At 34.1% G+C, this 21,703-nt stretch carries 24 protein-coding genes, 1 pseudogene and 1 other annotated feature; of the genes and pseudogenes, 21 read left to right on the forward strand and 4 right to left on the reverse strand.

Annotated elements, in window-relative coordinates:
- Positions 1-27: 27 nt before the first annotated feature.
- A complete protein-coding gene (gene dhaS, locus G7082_RS08000; protein ID WP_166034588.1) occupies positions 28-552 on the reverse strand; it encodes a dihydroxyacetone kinase transcriptional activator DhaS in 525 nt (174 codons plus the stop codon).
- Between the two features lie 169 nt (positions 553-721).
- Here dhaS and dhaK point away from each other — a divergent pair, with 169 nt between their 5' ends.
- Genes dhaK through G7082_RS08020 form a run of 4 tightly spaced genes read left to right on the forward strand, consistent with a single transcriptional unit; the run spans position 722 to position 3,833 of the window.
- A complete protein-coding gene (gene dhaK, locus G7082_RS08005) occupies positions 722-1,708 on the forward strand; it encodes a dihydroxyacetone kinase subunit DhaK (protein WP_166034589.1) in 987 nt (328 codons plus the stop codon).
- A 14-nt stretch (positions 1,709-1,722) separates the two neighbouring features.
- Entirely contained in the window at positions 1,723-2,301 is a 579-nt protein-coding gene (dhaL, locus tag G7082_RS08010; protein WP_166034590.1) for a dihydroxyacetone kinase subunit DhaL, read from the forward strand.
- 2 nt (positions 2,302-2,303) lie between these two features.
- A complete protein-coding gene (gene dhaM, locus G7082_RS08015) occupies positions 2,304-2,672 on the forward strand; it encodes a dihydroxyacetone kinase phosphoryl donor subunit DhaM (RefSeq protein WP_166034591.1) in 369 nt (122 codons plus the stop codon).
- Between the two features lie 33 nt (positions 2,673-2,705).
- Positions 2,706-3,833: a glycerol dehydrogenase gene (locus G7082_RS08020; protein WP_166034592.1), complete on the forward strand. Its 1,128-nt coding sequence runs from the start codon at positions 2,706-2,708 to the stop codon at positions 3,831-3,833.
- 70 nt (positions 3,834-3,903) lie between these two features.
- Here the strand turns inward: G7082_RS08020 and G7082_RS15225 are convergent.
- A pseudogene (locus G7082_RS15225) lies at positions 3,904-4,002 on the reverse strand (DUF3788 family protein); the annotation flags it as partial.
- A gap of 86 nt (positions 4,003-4,088) precedes the next feature.
- On the opposite strand from G7082_RS15225, the gene dhaQ reads away from it, so the two are divergent.
- Entirely contained in the window at positions 4,089-5,078 is a 990-nt protein-coding gene (dhaQ, locus tag G7082_RS08025; RefSeq protein WP_166034593.1) for a DhaKLM operon coactivator DhaQ, read from the forward strand.
- A 223-nt stretch (positions 5,079-5,301) separates the two neighbouring features.
- On the forward strand, positions 5,302-8,406 hold the full coding sequence (locus G7082_RS08030) for a bifunctional metallophosphatase/5'-nucleotidase (RefSeq protein WP_166034594.1): 3,105 nt from the start codon (positions 5,302-5,304) through the stop codon (positions 8,404-8,406).
- Between the two features lie 58 nt (positions 8,407-8,464).
- Here G7082_RS08030 and G7082_RS08035 read toward each other — a convergent pair whose 3' ends face one another.
- Positions 8,465-9,259, reverse strand: coding sequence for a hypothetical protein (locus G7082_RS08035; protein WP_166034595.1), 795 nt, complete (start codon positions 9,257-9,259; stop codon positions 8,465-8,467).
- A gap of 162 nt (positions 9,260-9,421) precedes the next feature.
- On the opposite strand from G7082_RS08035, the gene G7082_RS08040 reads away from it, so the two are divergent.
- From G7082_RS08040 to G7082_RS08050, 3 genes are read left to right on the forward strand one after another with little or no spacing between them, the layout of a single operon-like run.
- Positions 9,422-9,613, forward strand: coding sequence for a helix-turn-helix transcriptional regulator (locus tag G7082_RS08040; RefSeq protein WP_166034596.1), 192 nt, complete (start codon positions 9,422-9,424; stop codon positions 9,611-9,613).
- Entirely contained in the window at positions 9,613-10,101 is a 489-nt protein-coding gene (locus tag G7082_RS08045) for a DUF3278 domain-containing protein (RefSeq protein WP_166034597.1), read from the forward strand. The genes G7082_RS08040 and G7082_RS08045 overlap by 1 nt, the downstream gene beginning before the upstream one ends.
- Positions 10,102-10,117: 16 nt before the next feature.
- Complete coding sequence (locus G7082_RS08050) at positions 10,118-10,630, forward strand: DUF3278 domain-containing protein (protein WP_166034598.1); 513 nt, start codon at positions 10,118-10,120, stop codon at positions 10,628-10,630.
- A gap of 20 nt (positions 10,631-10,650) precedes the next feature.
- On the opposite strand, the gene G7082_RS08055 is transcribed toward G7082_RS08050, so the two are convergent.
- Positions 10,651-11,295: a pentapeptide repeat-containing protein gene (locus G7082_RS08055; protein WP_166034599.1), complete on the reverse strand. Its 645-nt coding sequence runs from the start codon at positions 11,293-11,295 to the stop codon at positions 10,651-10,653.
- Positions 11,296-11,411: 116 nt separating this feature from the next.
- Positions 11,412-11,554: a sequence feature (ribosomal protein L20 leader region), on the forward strand.
- A 22-nt stretch (positions 11,555-11,576) separates the two neighbouring features.
- Here G7082_RS08055 and infC point away from each other — a divergent pair.
- From infC to nrdG, 12 genes are all read left to right on the forward strand, one after another.
- Positions 11,577-12,098, forward strand: coding sequence for a translation initiation factor IF-3 (gene infC / locus G7082_RS08060; RefSeq protein ID WP_166034600.1), 522 nt, complete (start codon positions 11,577-11,579; stop codon positions 12,096-12,098).
- A 24-nt stretch (positions 12,099-12,122) separates the two neighbouring features.
- Positions 12,123-12,323, forward strand: a complete 201-nt coding sequence (gene rpmI / locus G7082_RS08065) for a 50S ribosomal protein L35 (protein ID WP_086951715.1) — start codon at positions 12,123-12,125, stop codon at positions 12,321-12,323.
- Positions 12,324-12,386: 63 nt separating this feature from the next.
- Positions 12,387-12,746, forward strand: a complete 360-nt coding sequence (gene rplT / locus G7082_RS08070; protein WP_086951716.1) for a 50S ribosomal protein L20 — start codon at positions 12,387-12,389, stop codon at positions 12,744-12,746.
- Positions 12,747-12,923: 177 nt separating this feature from the next.
- A complete protein-coding gene (locus G7082_RS08075) occupies positions 12,924-13,316 on the forward strand; it encodes a tautomerase family protein (RefSeq protein WP_166034601.1) in 393 nt (130 codons plus the stop codon).
- A gap of 113 nt (positions 13,317-13,429) precedes the next feature.
- Complete coding sequence (locus tag G7082_RS08080; protein WP_166034602.1) at positions 13,430-14,347, forward strand: AEC family transporter; 918 nt, start codon at positions 13,430-13,432, stop codon at positions 14,345-14,347.
- A gap of 125 nt (positions 14,348-14,472) precedes the next feature.
- Entirely contained in the window at positions 14,473-14,913 is a 441-nt protein-coding gene (locus tag G7082_RS08085; RefSeq protein ID WP_166034603.1) for a hypothetical protein, read from the forward strand.
- A 229-nt stretch (positions 14,914-15,142) separates the two neighbouring features.
- On the forward strand, positions 15,143-16,174 hold the full coding sequence (locus G7082_RS08090; protein ID WP_238842627.1) for a lipoate--protein ligase: 1,032 nt from the start codon (positions 15,143-15,145) through the stop codon (positions 16,172-16,174).
- Entirely contained in the window at positions 16,167-16,889 is a 723-nt protein-coding gene (locus tag G7082_RS08095) for an ATP-binding cassette domain-containing protein (protein WP_166034605.1), read from the forward strand. The genes G7082_RS08090 and G7082_RS08095 overlap by 8 nt, the downstream gene beginning before the upstream one ends.
- Complete coding sequence (locus G7082_RS08100; RefSeq protein ID WP_420825030.1) at positions 16,877-17,557, forward strand: methionine ABC transporter permease; 681 nt, start codon at positions 16,877-16,879, stop codon at positions 17,555-17,557. The genes G7082_RS08095 and G7082_RS08100 overlap by 13 nt, the downstream gene beginning before the upstream one ends.
- A complete protein-coding gene (locus G7082_RS08105; protein WP_166034607.1) occupies positions 17,554-18,390 on the forward strand; it encodes a MetQ/NlpA family ABC transporter substrate-binding protein in 837 nt (278 codons plus the stop codon). Before G7082_RS08100 ends, G7082_RS08105 begins: the two co-directional genes overlap by 4 nt.
- 325 nt (positions 18,391-18,715) lie before the next feature.
- The gene (gene nrdD, locus G7082_RS08110) at positions 18,716-20,899 is read left to right on the forward strand and encodes an anaerobic ribonucleoside-triphosphate reductase (RefSeq protein ID WP_166034608.1); all 2,184 of its coding nucleotides are present in this window, start codon (positions 18,716-18,718) and stop codon (positions 20,897-20,899) included.
- 199 nt (positions 20,900-21,098) lie between these two features.
- Positions 21,099-21,680 carry an anaerobic ribonucleoside-triphosphate reductase activating protein gene (gene nrdG, locus G7082_RS08115; RefSeq protein ID WP_166034609.1) on the forward strand — a complete coding sequence of 194 codons (582 nt, stop codon included), beginning with the start codon at positions 21,099-21,101 and terminating at the stop codon, positions 21,678-21,680.
- Positions 21,681-21,703 lie beyond the last annotated feature (23 nt).

The following is a 21,703-nucleotide window of genomic DNA, read 5'->3' on the forward strand; positions in this document are numbered from 1 at the left end:
AGTTGAACGCCATAAATGGTGTTCAACTCATTTTTTTTCGCCTTCTAAAAGGGATAATATCATCTTATTAAGAGAAACAGCAAGTTCAGCTTCATCTTGAATACAGTCTGTCATCAGCCATTCTTTAATATAACCTGATACACCAAAGGAAAGAAATTTAATTGTATCAGTTGGCGTATGTTCTTCAATATTGTTTAAGATTAATTCGATTTGACTAACAAAGTAAGCTTCAAAATGAATTGGTTCTGAGAGCAATAAGATTTTTTGATAAAACAATTTATTTTTCTTTAGATAAGCTAAAAGGCGTAGGATGATTTTCTGCCAATGCTCGTATTGTAAAAGATGTTCAGTGACTTCTTTGATATCTTGTTGATAGCACCATTCTAAAAGCTCGTATTTATCTAAAAAATGGTCATAAAAAGTCTGCCTACGGTAATCAGCATGACTCATAATCTCTTTAATCGAAATTTTTTGAAAGTCTTTAGTCTTCATTAAATCTTTAAAAGAATAGGCAATGACTTTTTTGGTGATTAACGACCCATTTGATACCATACATTCACATCCTTTTACTATTCCTACATAGAATAACAAGGAAAATGATAAATGACAAACAAAAAAATAAAGCGGACACATTTTAAAATCTGTCCATTACATAGAAAGGGGTTTCATCTTATACTATAAATATAGATGAGAACGTTACCAAAGAAAGGAAGAACCAATAATGAAAAAAATAATTAACCAACCAGAAGAGATTTTAAATCAAATGCTTGAAGGCTTAACTTATGCGTATAGTGATTTAGTTGAACGCGTTAATGAAACCGATGTCATTGTGAAAAAAGATAAAGAAGCAGGTAAAGTTGGTTTAGTCAGTGGTGGTGGTAGTGGACACGAACCTTCTCATGCAGGATTTGTTGGTCGCGGGATGTTAAGTGCAGCTGTTTGTGGTGAAGTCTTCACTTCTCCAACTCCTGATCAAGTGCTTGAAGGAATTAAAGCAGCAGATACTGGTAGTGGCGTTTTATTAATCATTAAAAATTACTCTGGTGACGTGATGAACTTTGAAATGGCAAAAGACATGGCTGAGATGGAAGATATTGAAGTTGAAACAATTATCGTAGATGATGATATTGCTGTTGAAGATAGCACGTATACAGCTGGTCGTCGCGGTGTTGCTGGAACAGTTTTGGTTCACAAAATTTTAGGTGCTTACGCTGAACAAGGTAAATCATTAGCAGAAATCAAAGAAATTGCCGATAAATTAGTCCCAAACATTAAAACAATTGGTTTAGCTTTAACAGGCGCAACAGTTCCAGCTGTTGGAAAACCTGGCTTTGTTTTAGAAGATGATGAAATTGAATATGGTGTGGGAATTCACGGCGAACCTGGTTATCGTAAAGAAAAATTACAACCTTCAAAAGGCTTAGCTAAAGAATTAGTCGCTAAATTAAAAGCTGAATTCAACTGGAATACAGGCGACAAATTCGGTGTCTTAGTAAATGGCTTAGGTAGCACCCCATTAATGGAACAATTTGTTTTCATCAATGATGTGAAAGAGTTGTTAGCTGAAGAAGGCTTAACCATTGAATTCAAAAAAGTGGGCGACTTAATGACAGCGATTGATATGTCAGGTCTTTCATTAACAATGATTAAATTAGAAGACGAATGGACAGAGCAATTAAACTTCCCAGTTACAACGATTGCTTGGTAAGAGGAGGAAATATAATGACAAACGAACAATTAAAACAGTGGTTACAACTGTTTACAGATAAAGTGGTTGAAAACAAACAATATTTAAGTGATTTAGATACGCCAATTGGTGACGGAGATCACGGAGCAAACATGGCTCGTGGAACAACTGAGATGATGAAAGCTATCGAAGAAAAAAATCCAGAGACAGTCACAGATACATTGAAATTATCAGCCATGACTTTAATTAGTAAAGTCGGCGGGGCATCAGGTCCACTATATGGTTCTGCTTTTATGGGTATGACAAAAGCTTCAATGAAAACTGAAGATTTGGTAGAGATTTTAGAAGCTGGTTTAGCTGATATCCAAAAACGTGGTAAAGCCGAAATTGGTGAAAAAACAATGGTAGATACGTGGGCACCAACAATTGAAGGGCTAAAAAATAATGAATTAACAATTGAAAAAGTTCAAAGCTTTTCAGAAGCAACGAAAGATATTAAAGCATCAAAAGGTCGCGCTTCTTACTTAGGTGAGCGTTCACTTGGTCATATTGATCCAGGTTCAATGTCTAGTGCTTACCTATTTGAAACAATGATTAAAGCAGGGGTGAAATAATAATGACTTTAGGAATAGTAATGGTTTCCCACGTATCTGATGTAGTCATCGGAGTGAAACGTCTGATTAATGAAGTAGCAAAAGATGTTTCAGTAACAGTTGCTGGTGGAACGGAAGATAACGGCGTTGGAACAAGTTTTGAAAAAATCCTCGCAGCCTTTGAAGAAAATGAGGCAGATCAAATCATGGCATTTTACGATTTAGGTAGTGCCAAAATGAATCTAGAAATGGCAATGGAGATGACAGATAAGGAAGTGATGTTATACGATACAGCCCTTTTAGAAAGCAGTTATACTGCCGCCGCATTAATCCAAGCCGGAGCTGATTTATCAGCTATTGAAGAACAATTATCCCCATTAAAAATCAAATAAAAATAGATTAAAGAAACTAGGAGAGTGTCAGTCATGAGAAAAGCATTTATTTGTCCAACTAAATACGTACAAGGTGAAGATGAAATTTTAAACTTAGGTTATTTTGTTAAAACATTTGGTAAATCAGCTCTTTTAATTGCTCACCAAGATGATATTAACCGTGTGCAAAAACAATTAGATGAAACAGCTGAAAAATTTGGTATTGAAATTGTCGCAAGTCACTTTAACGGTGAATGTTCTCGCCAAGAAGTAGCAAGACTTCAAGCAGTAGCTAAAGAAAAACAAACAGACTGCGTGATTGGTCTTGGTGGTGGTAAAGCCATCGATACATCTAAATGTGTGGCAGAAGGTGAAGCTTTAATCATCGTACCGACAATTGCTGCAACAGATGCACCAACATCACATTCAGCGGTTCTTTACACTGAAGACGGAGAGTTTGACGATTATGCTTACTTCAAACAAAGCCCAAGCGTGGTTATGGTTGATACAAAAATCATTGCCAATGCCCCAACTCGTTTCTTAGTAGCTGGTATGGGAGATGCGTTATCAACATTATTTGAAGCTCGCGCTACATCTCGTTCTTTCTCAAATGTTAATGCAGGTCTTCCGAATGGCTATCAAACAAAAGAAACATTGCCAGCTAAAAATACTATTGCAGCTTATACATTAGCAAAAGTTTGTTATGAAACATTACTAGAAAATGGTTATAATGCTAAGATCGCTTGTGATAACAATGTGGTAACACCAGCGTTAGAAAACATTGTTGAAACAAACATTTTACTATCAGGTTTAGGATTTGAAAGTAGTGGTTTAGCAGCGATCCATGCCATTCATGACGGATTAACAGCTTTAGAAGGAACTCACCATTATTTCCACGGTGAAAAAGTAGCCTTCAGTGTGATTTGCCAATTAGTCTTAGAAAATGCATCGGTTGAAGAATTACATGAAGTTTTAGATTTCAGTTTATCAATTGGTTTACCAGTTTGTTTAGCTGATATCGGTGTAGAATCTATTACCTTTGAAGAAGCAATGGAAGTTGCTGAAAAGGCATGTATTCCTGAAGAATCAATTCACTCAATGCCATTCCCAATCGTTGTGGAAGAAGTGGCTCAAGCAATTATTGCCGCAGACAAAATTGGTCGCGACTATAAAAATAAATAAAGACTTGTTTAGGGGGCGAGGGACTGTGACATAAGTAAGTCACAGTCCCTCTTTTACAAACAAAACGGTGTCACAGAAGTAGCTTCTGCGGAAATAAGCCGAAAATCACAAAAATTTGAAAAGCAATTTTCGTGATTTCCTTCTTATTTCTTGAAGCTGAACACTTCTGTCACAACCTCTGCTCCTTTTTTAATCTATTGAAATTGGTTGGTTTATGTTACACTAAATAAAGTTTAATGTGGAGGCAGAGGAGTTATGACTCAAATAATTAATAAACCAAAAGATACTGTTTCTCAGGTGCTTAACGGTGTGGCATTTATCCATCAAGAGAAATTAGTGAGAATAAAAGACACAGGAATTATCAAAAAAAAATCAATTGAAACAGAACAAGTTGCTTTAATTAGTGGTGGAGGTAGTGGTCATGAGCCAGCTCACTTTGGTTATGTGGGAGATGGTATGCTAAGTGCCAGTGTTAGTGGCCCGATATTTATACCACCAAAGACTAGTGATATTTTAGCAGCCATTAAAGAAGTAGCTGGCGCGCAAGGTGTTTTGTTGATTATTAAAAATTTTGAAGCAGATGTTACTAATTTTTTAGAGGCTGAGAAACTTGCTAAAAAAGAAGGATTACTAGTGGACCATGTGATTGTGAATGACGATTGTTCCATTGAAGAAGGTAGTTACAAAAAGCGTCGTCGCGGGGTTGCTGGAACTATTTTTGTGCATAAAATTTTAGGTGCGGCAGCTAGAGAAGGTATGTCCTTAGAAGAGTTGAAAAAATTAGGGGAAGCTGTTATTTTAGCAACTAACACACTGGGAGTTGCCTTAGCTAGTGGGAAAGAAATGGGCAGTGAAGAGCCTGTTTTTGTGTTAGAAAAAGGACAGATTTCTTACGGAATAGGGATTCACGGGGAATCTGGCTACCGAGAAGAGCCCTTCTATTCATCAGAATATTTGGCTAACGAATTGATTAATAAATTGTTGATTCAATATGATCACAATCATACCAACCAATTTGCAGTCATGGTCAATGGATTAGGTGCAACGACGATTATGGAACAATATATCTTTGCGAATGACGTGAAACGTTTATTGCAACTAGAAGATATCGAGGTTGTGTTTCAAAAAAGTGGTAACTTTATGACTTCAACTAATATGGCAGGTATATCACTTACTTTTTTAGAAATAAAAGAAGAAGCTTGGTTGAAATATTTGGAGAAAGAAACAGATGCGTTTGCGTGGTAAATAAAAGTACTTTTTACTAGTAATTATAGTGAAAAGTACTTTTTTTAATTTGTTTATAAAATAACTGTCAAAGAAGTTTAGTTATTTACTATTCAGTATTTTTTTAGCGAAGAATCATTTAGATAAAATATGTTTTTTTAATCTAAAATCAGCTTGAATAGTTTTAAGTTTAAGGGTAAAATGATAACGATTACACTATTTATTAATAAGGAGGAGAAATAGATTGAAGAGTAAAAGTTCATTATTTATTGCACTATCATTATTATGTCCGCTAACACTATCAGCAACACATGCAATTGCTGAAGAGGCAGCCACAAGTAGTTCAAGTAACGGGGTACAAATAACAGAGGCAACAAAAGAAAGCAAAGAATCAGAGAAAAAAGAAGCTGGTGACAAGAAGAATATTCCTGTTCAAATGTTAGGTGTTAATGATTTCCATGGTGCTTTAAATACAACAGGAACAGCTTATCTAGAAAACGGTAAATTTACAAATGTTGGTAAAGCATCAGTTTTAGCTGCTTATTTAGATCAAGCGCAAAACGATTTTAAAACAAAAACTGAGTCAACTTATACAGAACGTGTTCAAGCAGGGGATTTAGTTGGGGCAAGTCCTGCCAATTCAGCTCTTTTAAGAGATGAACCAACAATGCGTGTCTTTAATGAAATGAATTTTACCATTGGGACATTAGGAAATCATGAATTTGATAAAGGCTTAGGTGAATATGTCCGTATTCTTAAAGGTGAACAACCAACAAGAGAAGCAATGGGAAGTATTAGCGATGATTTATGGCAAGCTATTAATGGTTATCCAAGAGAAAAAAGTACACAACAAATAGCAATTGCTAATATTACTAATAAAACTGCTGGACCACAAGGTGAAGTAGGCGGAAAACCTTACGACTTACCACCGTATATTGTTAAAACATATGGTGAAGGAACTGAAGCAGTAAAAGTTGGTTATATTGGTGTAGTAACCAAAGAATTTCCTAACTTAGTTTTAGCAGAGCACACAAAAGATTTCAATGTGATTGACGAAGGTGAAGCTGTTGCTAAATATACAAAAGAATTACGTGAAGAGCAAGGCGTTAACGCTGTTGTAGTAGTCTCACACGTTGCAGCAACAAGTAAAGATGACATCGTTCAAGGTGAAGTTGTAGACATGATGAAAACTGTTGACCAATTAGATCCTGAGAATGGAGTAGACGTTGTTTTTGCAGGTCATAATCACCAATATACTAATGGTTTGATTAAACGCGAAGGTAAAAAAGATGTCCGTGTGGTTCAAAGTACATCTCAAGGAAAAGCGTATATTGATTTACAAGGCGAATTAGATCCAACAACTAAAGGTTTTAAAGAAACACCAAAAGCAGAAATTATTCCAACTGATGGCAGTAAAATTACACCAGATGGAAAAGTACAAGAAATTGTAGATGAAGCTTCAGAAATTATTAAACCAGTGACGAATGCTTCGATTGCTAAAGCTGATTTGAATAAAGTCTCTGTAGTAGATGGTAAACCGATGATTACTCGTAATACAAATGAGCATGATGAGTCTGAATTAGGTAACTTGATTACAGATGGTCAATTGTACATGGCAAACAACTCTGATTTAAAAGATGCTAAGGGTAACCCGGTTAAGGCTGACTTTGCAATGACTAACTCAGGTGGTATCCGTGCTGATTTATTATTAGATAAAGAAGGCAATATTACATGGGGAGCTGCTCAAACAGTTCAACCATTTGGTAATATCCTACAAGTTGTAGATATGACAGGTAAAGATATTAAAGAAGCTTTAAACCAACAATATAACAATGGTAAAACAGGTTATACGTTACAAGTTTCAGGTTTAAAATATGACTATAGTGGAACAGCTAAAACTGGCGACGGCTCATTTAAAGTTGAAAATGTAAGATCTGATATTGATGGAATGTTATTATCTGATGAAAAACACTATAATGTAATCATCAATGATTTCTTATTTGGTGGTGGAGATGGATTCAAAGCTTTTACTAATGGTGAATTAGTGACAGCTATGGATACTGACACAAATACATTTGTTAATTATTTTGAAGCTAAAACAGCTAAAAAAGAATTAATTGAAGCACCAAAAGTAGATCGTAAATCAAAATATGTGATGTCTGCAGATGAGCTTAAAGAAGTAACTAAAGTTAACCCAATTAAAAAAGGTGATACTGTTATTACAGGTGTTTCAGCACCAGATGCTTTCGTAGCATTTGGGAAAGTTGACAATACTATTATAGGTCGAGGGCAAGCGGATAAAGATGGTAAATTTGAAGTTCAGTTAACTGAAAAGGTTAGTGAAAAGACTGTTAATTTCCATGTGGCTTTAGGTCAAACAAGACTAGAAGGGCCTATCTTTGTAGAACTCCCACAAGGTCCATATATCGAGTATGGAAAATACGTTAAAGTTGTGAAGAAAAACTATAGTTTATGGTCAAACTTTGATTGGCAAGAAAGAAATAAATCTAATAATGTTTTAAACGAAGTATTTACTGCACGTGGTAAATACAACCATGAAAATGGGGCAACTTACTTATCACTTTATGATAACAAAGGTAAATGGCAAGGATATATCAATGAAAATGCAACTGAACTTGTTAAAGATCCACAAGGACCATATGTTAGAGATGGTCGCTATGTAACAATTAACCGTACAGGTTATAGCACATGGTCAAACTTTGATTGGCAAGAAAGAAATACAACTGACAAATTAGTTGGTCAAACATATCAAGCAAAAGGTCATTACAAACATGCTAATGGTGCGACATACTTATCATTATATGATGGTAATGGAAAATGGCATGGTTATGTAAATAAAAATGCTGTGAAATTTGCGGATGGCCCTCAAGGTGCGTATATTACTGACGGAAGTTATGTAACAATTTCTAAAGATAACTACGATGTATGGTCAAACTTCAATTGGAAGAGACGCAATACAAGTAAAAAATTAATGAATCAAACGTTCCAAGCAAAAGGTCGTTACCAACATATTAATGGAGCAACTTATTATTCACTATATAACAATAAAGGTGAGTGGCAAGGATACATCAATGCTAATGCAGTTAAAGTTGGAGACGGAGCACAAGGCGCTTATATTAACTATGGCAAAAAAGTAACAATTGCTAAAAAAGGCTATAGTACATGGGCGAACTTTGGTTGGAAAGAAATGAATAGAACTGATAAAATGATGGGCGAAACATTCACGGCTCGTGGACAATACAACCATTACAATGGTTCAACTTATTATTCTTTATTTGATGCAGATGGCAAATGGCATGGTTATGTCAATAAAAACGCTGTAAAATAAAACACTAAAAAACTTCATGAACAAAAATCGTTTTAGATTTTTGTTTCATGAAGTTTTTTTATTCCGCAACCGTCCACGCGTTTAACGTCTTACCTTCATCATCAATCATCTCAAGCCAACTATTGGTTCCTGCAAAATAAAGGAAAAGCCCCACCTCATTCACGCTTTTCAAAATAATATCCTCAGTTGTCGTGAAATTTTCAAATTGATCTTTATGATCTGTTCTTATTTTATCCCCCATTTTAGCAGAAAAGCCAACAGAACCGTCTTTATTAAGGGGTGCTTCTTTCATCATGGTAGCCCCTTTTTTTATGAGCATTTGATTTCGTTTAATCCACATGACACATGCTTTACTGCCTCTTGTATCAATATAAAATTCTTTCTCACTGACTTCCTTGGTCCATTTATGGCGTGCTTTCCCAGGTTTTCCTTTCTTTGTTTCTTCTTTTTTAAATGAGTAACCCATACTATCAAGAATAAGCAGAGTATTCGTTTTTAGTTCATTGAGTTGATTTGTGATATTTTCGGGAACAGTGATTTCCTCAGAATCGACTAATAATACACCTGTTTCAAGAGCGTGATTCACAAGCAATCGTTCCATATAAATTAAATCAGTATCCACATCAAAATTAAGTTCAACGAATTGAGTGAATATTGGTTGATCAAGGCTGGTGATTTTTTGAACTGTTCCGATAAATTGTAGCTTTCTTTCATTAAATACTAGATAGATAGCTTTGTCGCTGAGTTTTTTTGGTAAGGATTTAGTTTGTTTTATTTGGATTTCTAGTGAATGATCAATCGAGCGGATGCTTGTTTTCTTTTTTGAAAAGATGACTTCTGTCTTTAATGTCATGCGGGTTACCTCCAAAGGTTGATTTCTTTTATTATAATCTGAAAATTAAACATCTGGCTAGAGAGATGCTTAGAATAAAAAGTGTCATATATAATTGACATCTAGTTGAAATAGGCGTACGCTTGTTATGTAATATATATATGACATTTTAAAGAGGACATCATGAATAGAATAAAGAAATTTCGAACAGAGAAAAAAATATCACAGTTAGAATTAGCGAAGCGAGTAGGCGTGGCAAGGCAGACGATTAACTTAATCGAGAATGGAAAATACAATCCATCCCTGGACTTATGCATTAAGCTAGCCAAAGAATTAGAGTCAGATTTAAATAGTTTATTTTGGGAGGAGTCATAATGGAGAAGGAAAAATTAGGGGTTCGTTTGATTAAAAGAGTTTATGGTATAAATGGCGTTTTAGATGAATATAAACGATCTGAAATAAACCGAATTGGTAATAATGCCTTTATGTTTTTATGGGGCTATTTTCTAATAGCGAACATGATTGCGATGATTGCTGTCTTAAATTTTAATCCTGAGATTGTCTTGTGGGTTTTACTTGGTACAAGTTTTTTAGTCATTATCGCCATTGGTTTATATATTATGTACGAGGCTGAATGTGCTGAGTTAACTAGTATTGAGGTGGAAGAAAAAGATGTCACTACAATCAAAAAGAAAATGAAGAAAAATGCTATTTTAGGAAGTTTATTTTTTTCAGGTGTCCAGTTAATCGGAAAAAATTTTTCGATGAAGTCGACGATTATCTGTTTAGCCGTTGGATTCCTTTTTGGAGGGATGATTTATGCTATTGGTGTGGCGAATATAAAAAAAGTTAAGGACGATTAGGTTTGGAGGAGGAATAATGAAGGAAGAAAAAATGATTACCCGATTAATCAAGCATATTTACGGGATTACCGGTGTAATAGATGAATACAAACGATCTGAAATCAACCGAATTGGTAATAATGCCTTTATGTTTACGTGGTTAGTGTCCTTTATTTCAATGATGGTGTGTTTAGTACTTGCAATGTACATTGATCCAGCAATAATTTTTTGGGGTTATTTGAGTATTAATATGTTAAATATTTTTATCACGATGTGCTATATCGGTTATCAAGTCGATTATTTAGGGTTAGGTAATTATGATAAAGAGGAGATAGATTATAGAAGAGAGAAGAAAGCTTTGCTTCGTAGAATGATTCTATCAGGTGTCTTTTTTACAACTTATATGTTTGTGATGAGTCCAGAAGAGCTTTCAATGAAACGCTTAGCAAGTAGTTTGATTAGCGGCATTATTTTTGTGTCAGGCATATCAATAGCTAGTTTGTACCAACTAAAAAGATCTCGAAGATCAAAAATAAACCGACATGGCTGATAGCGATGTCGGTTTATTTATTATCTAGGCTCATCTAAAACAAGTCCTAAAGTTAGTCCAACTGTGATGGCTTGTTCGTAATTAACGATAAAGCCTCTAATTAGATCAGGAGACAAGGTAATGGTTTCAAATAGGCACGAAGATAGATTTAATTTATTCAGGATAGTATTAATCCAAGTTGATTTATTTAAATGACATTGACTCATTTCTAAATGCTGCCATTTAACGTCATTAAACTCAGAATAATCAAGTTGGCATTCAGAAAAATAAACACGTTTTAATTGAGTAAAATTAAAGGATGCATAGGGAATATTGCAATCAAGAAACTGACAGTTTTGGAGCAGACTCTCTGCAAAGTTAGCCCCAGTTAGTTTGCAATTTTTAAAAATACAGCGATGGAAAGAAGCACCAATCCATTCGATGTTTGAAAAATCACAGGATTCAAACACACAATCAACGGATTCAAATCGTTCAAAAAAACTGTTAGAAAAATCAACTTTGTAAAAATGACTTTTTTCAAACACAAGACTTGCGTGAGAACTATGGGACAGCGTAACTTCTCTGATTAGATTTTGTTGAATCATTAACTCATCTTCTAGGTATTCAGGTAGTATCTCTTCTAAATGTTGACTTAGTCTAGGTTGTTCCAATTTAAACTCGGGCATGAGGTCACTCCTAACTTATTTATCTCTTACTAGGAGCATAGCACAAATACTTTTGAAAATATATAAAGAAAAATGTTGACAACTTTCATAGTGATGAGATATACTAATGAAGTTGAGAAATTAAGAAGAAGCACCCGCTTCTCGCCTGAGTGATATTTATGACTGGGCTAGATAGTCAAATTTTCCTTATTTTGGTAAGGTCGATTTATTAGGTGCGGGACTTTTAAGATGTTAAAAGGACTCGTTTTTTTTCGTCTTTTCTCTAAAAATTATGGAGGTGAATGACCATAGCAAAAGATATTATGGTAAACGACGGCATTCGTGCAAAAGAAGTACGTTTAATCTCGGCAGACGGCGAACAGTTAGGTGTTAAAAGTAAAGTTGAAGCATTGAGAATTGCTGAGAGTGCAAACTTAGACTTAGTTTTAGTAGCACCCACTGCAAAACCACCCGTTGCAAAAGTAATGGATCACGGTAAATTCCGTTTTGAGCAACAGAAAAAAGAACGTGAAGCCCGTAAAAAACAAAAAGTAATCAATGTTAAAGAAGTACGTTTAAGTCCAACAATCGACGTGAATGATTTTAATACAAAACTTCGTAACGCTCGTAAATTCCTTGAAAAAGGTGATAAAGTGAAAGCTTCTATCCGTTTCAAAGGTCGCGCGATTACTCATAAAGAAATTGGTCAGAACGTCTTGAACCGTTTAGCTGATGAAACTGCTGACATTGCGACAGTAGAGCAAAAAGCAAAAATGGATGGTAGAAGTATGTTTCTAGTACTTGCACCAAAAGCAGATAAGTAACAAGAATTTGAGGAGGAAAACAAAATGCCAAAAATGAAAACTCACCGCGGACTAGCTAAACGTGTTAAACGTACAGGTGGTGGCGGATTAAAAAGATATCGCGCGTTTACAAGTCACCGTTTCCACGGTAAAACTAAAAAACAACGTCGTCAATTACGTCGTCCAAGAATGGTATCAAAAGGCGATTACAAACGTATCCGTCAAATGTTGACAGGAATGAGATAAGTTTTTTAGTTTTTGATAATGACTAAAAAATCACAAATTTAAGAACCCCAAGGAGGAATTATCATGGCACGTGTAAAAGGTGGAACAGTAACTCGCCAACGTCGTAAAAAAGTGCTTAAGTTAGCTAAAGGCTACTATGGCTCAAAACACACATTATTCAAAACAGCAAAAGAACAAGTGATGAAATCTCACACTTATGCTTTTAGAGATCGTAAACAAACTAAACGTAACTTCCGTAAATTATGGATTGCTCGTATCAACGCTGGCGCTCGTATGAACGGTTTAAGCTACAGCAAAATGATGCACGGCTTAAAATTAGCTGAAATCGACATCAACCGTAAAATGTTATCTGAATTAGCTATCCATGATGCAGAAGCTTTCACAGCTCTTGCTGAAACAGCTAAAACAGAATTAGCTAAATAATTTAATTATTGAACACTTCTCTTTTTGAGAAGTGTTTTTTTTTTTTTTTTTTGAAAAGTTGCTCAATATACTCATTTTTAGAATGAATCAATCATTTGACAAAAGGTAGTTAGAAATATATGATATAAACATACTCATAAAATAACCGAAAGTTAACCAAAAAGAAAGAGGGAAAGTATGCCTTTATTTAAAATTGATGTATTAGATCATTATACAGAAGAAAAACTATCAAAGTTATTAGGAATTATTCATAAGAATGCAGTAAGTTCTTTTCAAATACCAGAAGGAGATCGGTTTCAAATCGTAACCCGTCATAAGTCAGACGAAATGATTTTAGAAGACACAGGTTTAGGGTTTACACGAACGAAAGACATGATTGCCATTCAAATATTTAGCCGAAAAAGAGAAAAACAGATGAAATTAAAATTTTATCAGCAAGTGGTAGAAGAATTAAATGTTGAACTGGATATAAACAAAAAAGATGTTTTAATCTCTTTCTTTGAAAACCAAGATGAAGACTGGTCATTTGCAGATGGAGAAGCTCAATTTGTGACAGGAAAATTGTCGTAAGAGGTTGTGATTTTCGACTTATTTCTTCGTCTTTTATACGAGTATTTTAAAACTTTTTAGGTTTAGAAGATTCGTCTTATTTATTAGTAGTAAAAGAAAGTTGAGAATGGGTTATGTTTACATTGATTTTGGAACAAAATGTGATGTTGTTTATTTATTTGGCTATTGGTTATTTTTTAGCAAAAATCGGCAAAATAAGCGAACAGGGGTTAAAAGAGGCGGGCTTTTTTCTTTCTAATTTTGCTTTAACGTGCGCTATTTTTAATAGCTTCCAAACACCTTACACAGATGAAAAGTTTAAACTAATTAAAGATTCTTTACTCGTGGCACTTATTTTAATTATTTTTTTAATTATTCTTAGTTTCATTTTAGCGAAGTTATTTAAAATAAATCCTGAAAATAAAGAGACTTGGCGGGCTTGTTGTATTTTTTCGAATATACTATTTATAGGGATTCCTATTGTCGATTCCTTATATGGTGAGATTGGTTTAATTGTTTTGGTTTCATTTAATACTATTTTTAATTTATTTTTATTTAGTGTGGGAGAGTCTATTTTTTCTGGGACGTTGATTGTGTCCTTCAAAAAAGTAATGAAGACACCTGCAATTTTAAGTATGATTCTAGGTATGTTATTCTTTCTTTTAGATATCAAGTTACCGATATTTATAGGAACACCTGTTAAAACAATTGCAGCGTTCACAGCGCCTCTTGCGATGATTGTTAATGGAGCGATGTTTTACGGTACCTCATTTAAGAAACTAATTAAAAATAAAGATATCCTGTTATTCTGTCTCGTTCGTTTAGTATGCATTCCTATTTTAGCCATGCTGATTTTCAAACCATTCGTCTCAAATGAGATGGTCTTTGCTTTATTAGTTTTAGTAGCAGCTATGCCATCAGGTTCATTAAATTCAGTCTTTGCTCAGATGTATCAAGGAAAAGGTCAGTTAGCTTCTAACTATATAATTATATCAACTTTAATTAGTCTTATTACTGTTCCTTTGATGATTACATTAAGTCAGTTGATCTAGTATGAGTGTAAAAAATACATTTTGAAATGTGTTTTTTACACTTTTTTTATGATTTAATCAATTTCAAAATCGTGTTATACTTAAGGAAGAAAAAGTAGCTTCAACAAAAAAAGGAGGGGATTAAAATGAACACATGCCCAGAATGTTACAGTGAGAAGAGTCGAATTACGCCAATGTATAAACCTTATGAATGTTTAAGTGAACACACTCAGTATGTTTGTGGAACTTGCCATCGGTGTATTTGTATTGAAAAAGATCAAACGAGAGGGCTGTATCGTTGGAATTTCCCTTTCAAATCCTTAGAAGATGCTAAACTTTATTTTAGAACGGCTGAATTTGTTTTAAAAGAGCCATGTGCTATTTATGAACTAAAGCCTGATAAAAATCGAAGTACTTTTAAAATATTTCGAAATAAACTTGAACTAACTAATTATTTAAAGCGTAATAAAACAATAAAGTGCAATAAAACACCTGTTTTTAAAACAGATAAATATTGTGAATATCCAAAGACTGAAGTCAGAAGATTAACGATGGATGAAGTTAATTTTTATATGAGTGGTCGTTAGAAATAAACCTGGTGTGGGTTTATTTTTTTTGCTTACAAGTACAAAATTGTATTTATTTTAACGCCTTTTATAAAGTGAGAAAGCTTGCAAAATAAAGCTTTTAATAGTTAATTTAGATTTTATTAGATAGGAAAAATAAAAATAAAATGCTGAAAAAGCTTAAAAATTTGAAACTCCAAGTAGAAATAGTTAGACTCTAATCGTTGAGCTTGAAAGGAGTTGTTAGAGGATGTTTTTTCACAGAATGAAGAGTCAGGATATTCGGGTGAATTTAGCAACAGAAGATTATTTGATGAAAAATTACGAAACGGAAGAACCGATTCTTTTAATGTATATCCAAAACCCATGTATTATTGTTGGAAAACATCAAAATATTTATGAGGAAGTTGCATTAGGTAACGTTGAGGAAGATGGGGTTGTCTTAACGAGACGTTTATCTGGTGGTGGGGCAGTTTATGATGATTTAGGTAATGTTAGTTTTAGTTTTGTGATGAAAAAAGGAAGAACAGCATTTGGTGATTATGTGACCATTACGGAACCGATTGTCAAAGCACTAAAAGAAATGGGTGTTGAGGACATTTCAATTAATGGTCGGAATGATTTGTTTATAAAGGATAAGAAAATATCAGGTAATGCGATGTATTCAAAAGGTGAAAAGATGTTTTCCCATGGCACTTTACTTTATGATGTTGATTTAGAAAAAATAAAAAGATATCTGACGCCTTCAAAAGAAAAATTGAAAACCAATCATATTCAATCTGTTGAAGCCAGGGTGACTAACATAAAGTCACATTTAAGTAAAAAATATCAACAAATGACAACGGAAGAATTCAGGGATGAGTTGATCATGAGGATATTCGGAGTGAGTTCATTAGAAGCGATTAAGGAAAAAGAAATTAAACTTTCTGATGAGGATGCGATAAACATTCAAAAAAGAGTAGCTGATATTTATGGAAATCAGGAGTTTGTCTACGGATCTCATCAAGAGTTTTCTCTTAAAAGAAGAGCTTACATTAAAAATGTTGGTTTAGTGATTGCCGAATTGGAGATTGAGGCAGGAAAAATCAAGGATCTATCTTTCTCAGGTGACTATTTTAGTCAAGAAGATCCTAATGAAATGATTGAAGCTTTAATAGGTAAACGCTTAATTTTTAATGAACTCATGAAAGAGCTTGAATTATTAGCTATCGGTAAATACTTTACCGGATTAAGTCGAAGAGATTTAGTAAGCTTACTACTTGGGGAATATTCCAATGATTGAGTTAGTAAATGTTTCTAAAAAATATCAAGAGATTGAAGTCTTAAAAGGAATCAATCTGAAGGTTGAAGAAAATGATATTGTGGGAATTGTTGGGGAAAGTGGTTCAGGAAAATCAACCTTACTTAGATTGATTCAGTTAATGGAAGAACCAACGTCAGGTGTTATTGTTTTAAATAATCATCTAGCAACTACGTGGAATAAGAGGGAAATATGTGAGCAGCAGAAAAAAATGAGTTTGCTCTTTCAGAATTTTAATTTACTAAGTAATTTGAAAGTGATTGATAATGTTCATCTTCCTCTTAAATTACAAGGAAAAAAAGAGTTAAAGAAAGCTGAAAAGTTGTTAGACTTTGTTGGTTTATCAGATAAAAAGAACATGTATCCTGCTCAATTAAGTGGGGGACAAAAACAACGTGTGGCTCTTGCTAGAGCATTAATAACAGATCCTGAAGTTTTACTCCTTGATGAAGCAACCAGTGCGTTAGATGAACAGACAACAAGGGAAATGGTTCTTCTGCTAGAGAGAGTTCATCGTGAATTCAAACCAACGATTATTTTTGTGAGTCATGATTTGAATGTGATTAAACACTGTTGTCATAAAGTCTTTATCATGGAGAAAGGATGTTTAGTAGATAATTTTGAAATTCAAAAAGAATCTTTTTTAACGGATGATGAAAGCTATCTAGACAAAGCAAGACGGGTATTACGCCCATGAATCAAGTCATCTATTATTTTCCAGAAATGATCAAAGCATTAAAAGAAACAGGAATGATGCTTGGAATTTCTTTATTTGTGGGGTTAGTAGGAGGAATGATGATGGGGCTGTGCTTGTTCTTATTCCGTCCAGAAGGCCGTAGCCCAAACAAATTAATCATGTTACTGTTTAATCTTTATGTCAATGTGATGAGATCCTTCCCATTTCTCTTATTAGTCGTCGCCATTATCCCCTTGACTAGGCTTGTTTTTGGAACAGCTTTTGGTCCAATCGCGGCGTCATTTCCACTGAGTTTTGTGGCGATTGCTATTTTTGCTCGTCTAGTGGAACAAGTCTTATTAGATATTCCTAAAGAAGTGGAAGAATTAGCCAGTTCTTTAGGTGTGAACAATGTTAAATTTGTGTACTACTTCTTACTGAAAGAAGCTAGAAGTGGCTTAGTTCTTAGTTTTACGTCCATGACTATTAGTTTAATGTCTTATTCAACCGTCATGGGCGTTGTTGGTGGCGGAGGAATTGGTGATTTTGCCATTCGTTTCGGTTATCAACGCTACGAATATGAAGTGATGTACACAACCATTGTTTTGATGATTTTAATTGTGGGTAGTATTCAAATAGTAGGAACCTATGTTAGTAAAAAATTAGATAAAAGGAAGTTAATCAAATGAAAAAATTAATCGTATCATTAAGTTTAGCAGGTTTAGTTTTAGGAATGGCAGCTTGTGGAAATAAAGCAGAGAAAAGTACAAAAGAATCAGCTAAAAAAGAGGCAACAGAAAAAGTTATTAAAGTTGCCTCACAAACAACGCCAATGACAGATGTGGTGGAAGTTGCTGCTAAGGAAGCAGAAAAAGATGGTTGGAAAGTTGAACTTGTTCAAGTAAATGATAATATTCAATACAATGAATTACTAAAAAATAAAGAAGTGGATGCAAACTTTGCCCAACATGAACCATACATGAAAAAATTCAATCAAGAGAAAAAAGCGGATTTAGTAGCCATCCAAAAAATCTACAATGCTAAAGTTGGTTTCTATTCGAAAGATTATAAAAAGATTGAAGACATTCCAAATGGTGCCAAAGTAGCCATTCCAAATGATGTCTCTAACGAAGGTCGTGCATTAGCCATTTTAGCAGAACAAGGTTTAATCACACTTAAAGAGGGCGTTGGCTTTGAAGGAACATTGAAAGATGTTGAAAAGAATGATAAAAATTTAGAATTTGTATCTATTGATTTATTAAATCTAGCAGAAGCTTATAATGAGAAAGACGTTGCCTTAGTTTATAACTACCCAACATACATTGCAAAAGTTGGTTTAAAACCAGCAGATGCTTTATTTTTAGAAAAAACAGTAGATGAAAGATTTGCGATTTCACTAGTTGCAAGAGAAGATAACAAAGATTCAGAAAGTATTAAAGAACTTAAAAAAGTAATGACCAGTGATGCTGTTAAGAATTTCTTAGAAAAAGAACATAGTGCTACCCTAGTTCCAGCATTCTAAGCCACTTATAACCAAATGAAAAGTTGACCTTAGTGTCAGCTTTTTTTATTTGGTTATAAGTGAAAAAAGTTCATTTAATTCATGTAGTATTATTTTCAATAGAATTAATAATCATTATAAAAAAATAAAGTGAAAAAAGTATTTTTCAATTAACCTGATATTTAACAAAAAATATTAAATGAAAATAATAAAAGAAAGCGTTTAGGTATCACTATATATAGTTGTCAATAGTTTTATTAAAAATATTTAACACTATATCTAGTTGAAAAGTTAAAAAAACTGAGCTATTATATACTAGAGATTGAAATAAAGGGGATAGGTATCAATGATTGAAATCAATGAGAAATCACTGTCTGATAGTTCTGTATTGAACAATATTCAAGTGATAAAAAGAGATGGACGTTGCGTATTATTTAATGAAACTAAAATCACAAATGCGTTGTTAAAGGCAGAAGAAAAAATCAATGGATCCGTTGAAGCTCATTCTGAGGCGCGTATTAAAGAATTAGTTGATTTAGTTATCGAAGAAATTGATCAACGTTTTAATAATAATGTTAAAATTTATGAAATCCAAAATATTGTAGAACATATTTTATTAGATAATTGTGAATATGATTTAGCAAAAGAATATATAAACTACCGAACAAGTCGTGATTTTGAAAGAAGTCGTGCCACAGATATTAACTTTACCATCGGAAAACTATTAAACAAAGACAGTCAACTGGTTAACGAAAATGCGAATAAAGATAGTGATGTTTTTAATACACAACGTGATTTAACTGCTGGGATTGTTGGTAAATCAATTGGTTTAAAATTATTACCACCTCATGTAGCCAATGCCCATCAAAAAGGGGATATTCACTACCATGATTTAGATTACCACCCATATTCACCTATGACTAACTGTTGTTTGATTGATTTTAAAGGCATGCTGAATAATGGTTTTAAGATTGGAAATGCTGAAGTAGAGGCACCAAAATCAATTCAAACTGCTACCGCTCAAATTTCGCAAATCATCGCCAACGTAGCATCTAGTCAATATGGTGGTTGTTCAGCAGACCGCATTGATGAGTTTTTAGCCCCATTTGCTGAAAAAAATTATAACAAGCATTTGGAAGACGCTAAAAATTGGATTGAAGACGAGAAGCGTCATGATGAATATGCCAAATCAAAAACACAAAAAGATATTTATGATGCTATGCAAAGCTTAGAATATGAAATCAATACATTGTTCACATCAAATGGTCAAACACCTTTTACATCATTAGGATTTGGTTTAGGAACAAATTGGTTTGAACGTGAAATCCAACGTGCTATTTTCCAAAATCGAATTAAAGGTCTGGGAGAAGAACACCGCACGGCTATTTTCCCTAAACTGATTTTTACAGTCAGAGACGGAGTTAACCGCATTCCATCTGATCCTAATTATGATATTAAAGAATTAGCTTTAGAGTGTGCCACAAAGAGAATGTATCCTGACATTTTGAACTATGACAAAATCGTTGAATTAACAGGGAGTTTCAAAGTACCAATGGGATGTCGTTCTTTCTTACAAGGTTGGAAAGATGAGGACGGAACAGAGGTTAACGCAGGTCGTATGAACTTGGGTGTCGTGACCCTTAATTTACCAAGAATTGCTTTAGAAGCAGCTGGCAATAAAGAAAAATTTTGGGTACTTTTAGAAGAAAGATTAAGTACGATTAAAGATGCGTTAGTCTTTAGAATTAATCGTTGTAAAGAAGCCACACCAGCGAATGCACCGATTCTTTATATGCATGGTGCTTTTGGTAAAAAACTTCAAAAAACCGACTCAGTGGACGAATTATTCAAAAATAAACGTTCCACAGTTTCTATGGGCTATATCGGTTTGTATGAAGTTGCCGCAAGTTTTTATGGTGGCGCATGGGAAACGAACCCTGAAGCTAAAGAATTTACGATAGATATCTTACGGTCACTAAAAGAGCATTCTGATAACTGGGGAGACGAATTTGGCTATCACTTTAGCGTGTATTCAACGCCAAGTGAAAGCTTAACTGATCGTTTTTGCCGTTTAGATCGTGAAAAATTTGGTGAAATTGAAGATATTACAGATAAAGATTATTATACAAATAGTTTCCATTACGATGTTAGAAAAAATCCTACACCTTTTGAAAAATTAGACTTTGAGAAAGATTATCCTGAATATTGCTCGGGTGGCTTTATTCATTATTGTGAGTACCCAGTCCTTCAACAAAATCGCAAAGCATTAGAAGCTGTATGGGATTATGCTTATGATAAAGTGGGCTATCTTGGAACAAATACTCCGATTGATCATTGTTATGAATGTGATTTTGAAGGAGATTTTAATCCAACAGAGAGAGGTTTCCAGTGTCCACAATGTGGCAATACTGACCCTAAAACCTGTGACGTTGTGAAGAGAACATGTGGCTACTTAGGTAATCCACAAGCTCGTCCAATGGTTCATGGTCGTCATAAAGAAATTTCATCACGTGTGAAACATATGAAATAAATAGTTACAGGGTGGGTCAAAAGTCGTTTTGCTCCGAGCAACTGGAGGGAAAATCGAACAATCGCTCTTTTTGATTGATCGATTTTCGTGAAGTTGCCGTGGGAGCAGACTTTTTACCCCTAACTATTAAAGATTATTCGTATAACAAAAAAGGAGACTGACATTTGAGTCAGCCTCTTTATTTTTAGGAGATGTCAAAATGAAAAATCCAAAACCAAAAGAGTGGACAGCGGATAAATGGAGTAAAGGTTATATTGCAGATTATAAACCCTTCATGTTTGTGGACGGGGAAGGTGTGAGATGTAGCGTTTATGTTAGCGGCTGTTTATTTGCCTGCGAAGGTTGTTTTAATAAAGCCATTCAAAATTTTAACTATGGTAAACCTTATACACAAGAGCTGGAAGACACGATACTAGCTGATTTAAGTCAAGATTATGTTCAAGGATTGACCCTTTTAGGTGGAGAACCTTTTTTAAATACACAAGTTTGTTTGTCACTAGTCAATCGTTTTAGAGAACAGTTTGGAAATACGAAGGATATTTGGTCTTGGTCTGGTTATACCTTTGAAGAGTTGTTGTTAGAGACAGAAGATAAGCTAGAGTTACTTTCAAAAATAGATGTTTTAGTTGATGGTAGATTCGAGTTAACGCGCCGAGATTTAAGTCTGCAATTTAGAGGGAGTAGCAATCAACGGATTATTGATGTAAAAAAATCGTTGCCTCAAAAAGAAGTCGTGATTTGGCAAAAATGTCTGGATGCTGAACGTTACTACGGAAAATAAGAAAAGGTCAAAAATTTCAAACG

The organism is Vagococcus hydrophili (assembly GCF_011304195.1).
Lineage (GTDB): Bacteria > Bacillota > Bacilli > Lactobacillales > Vagococcaceae > Vagococcus > Vagococcus hydrophili.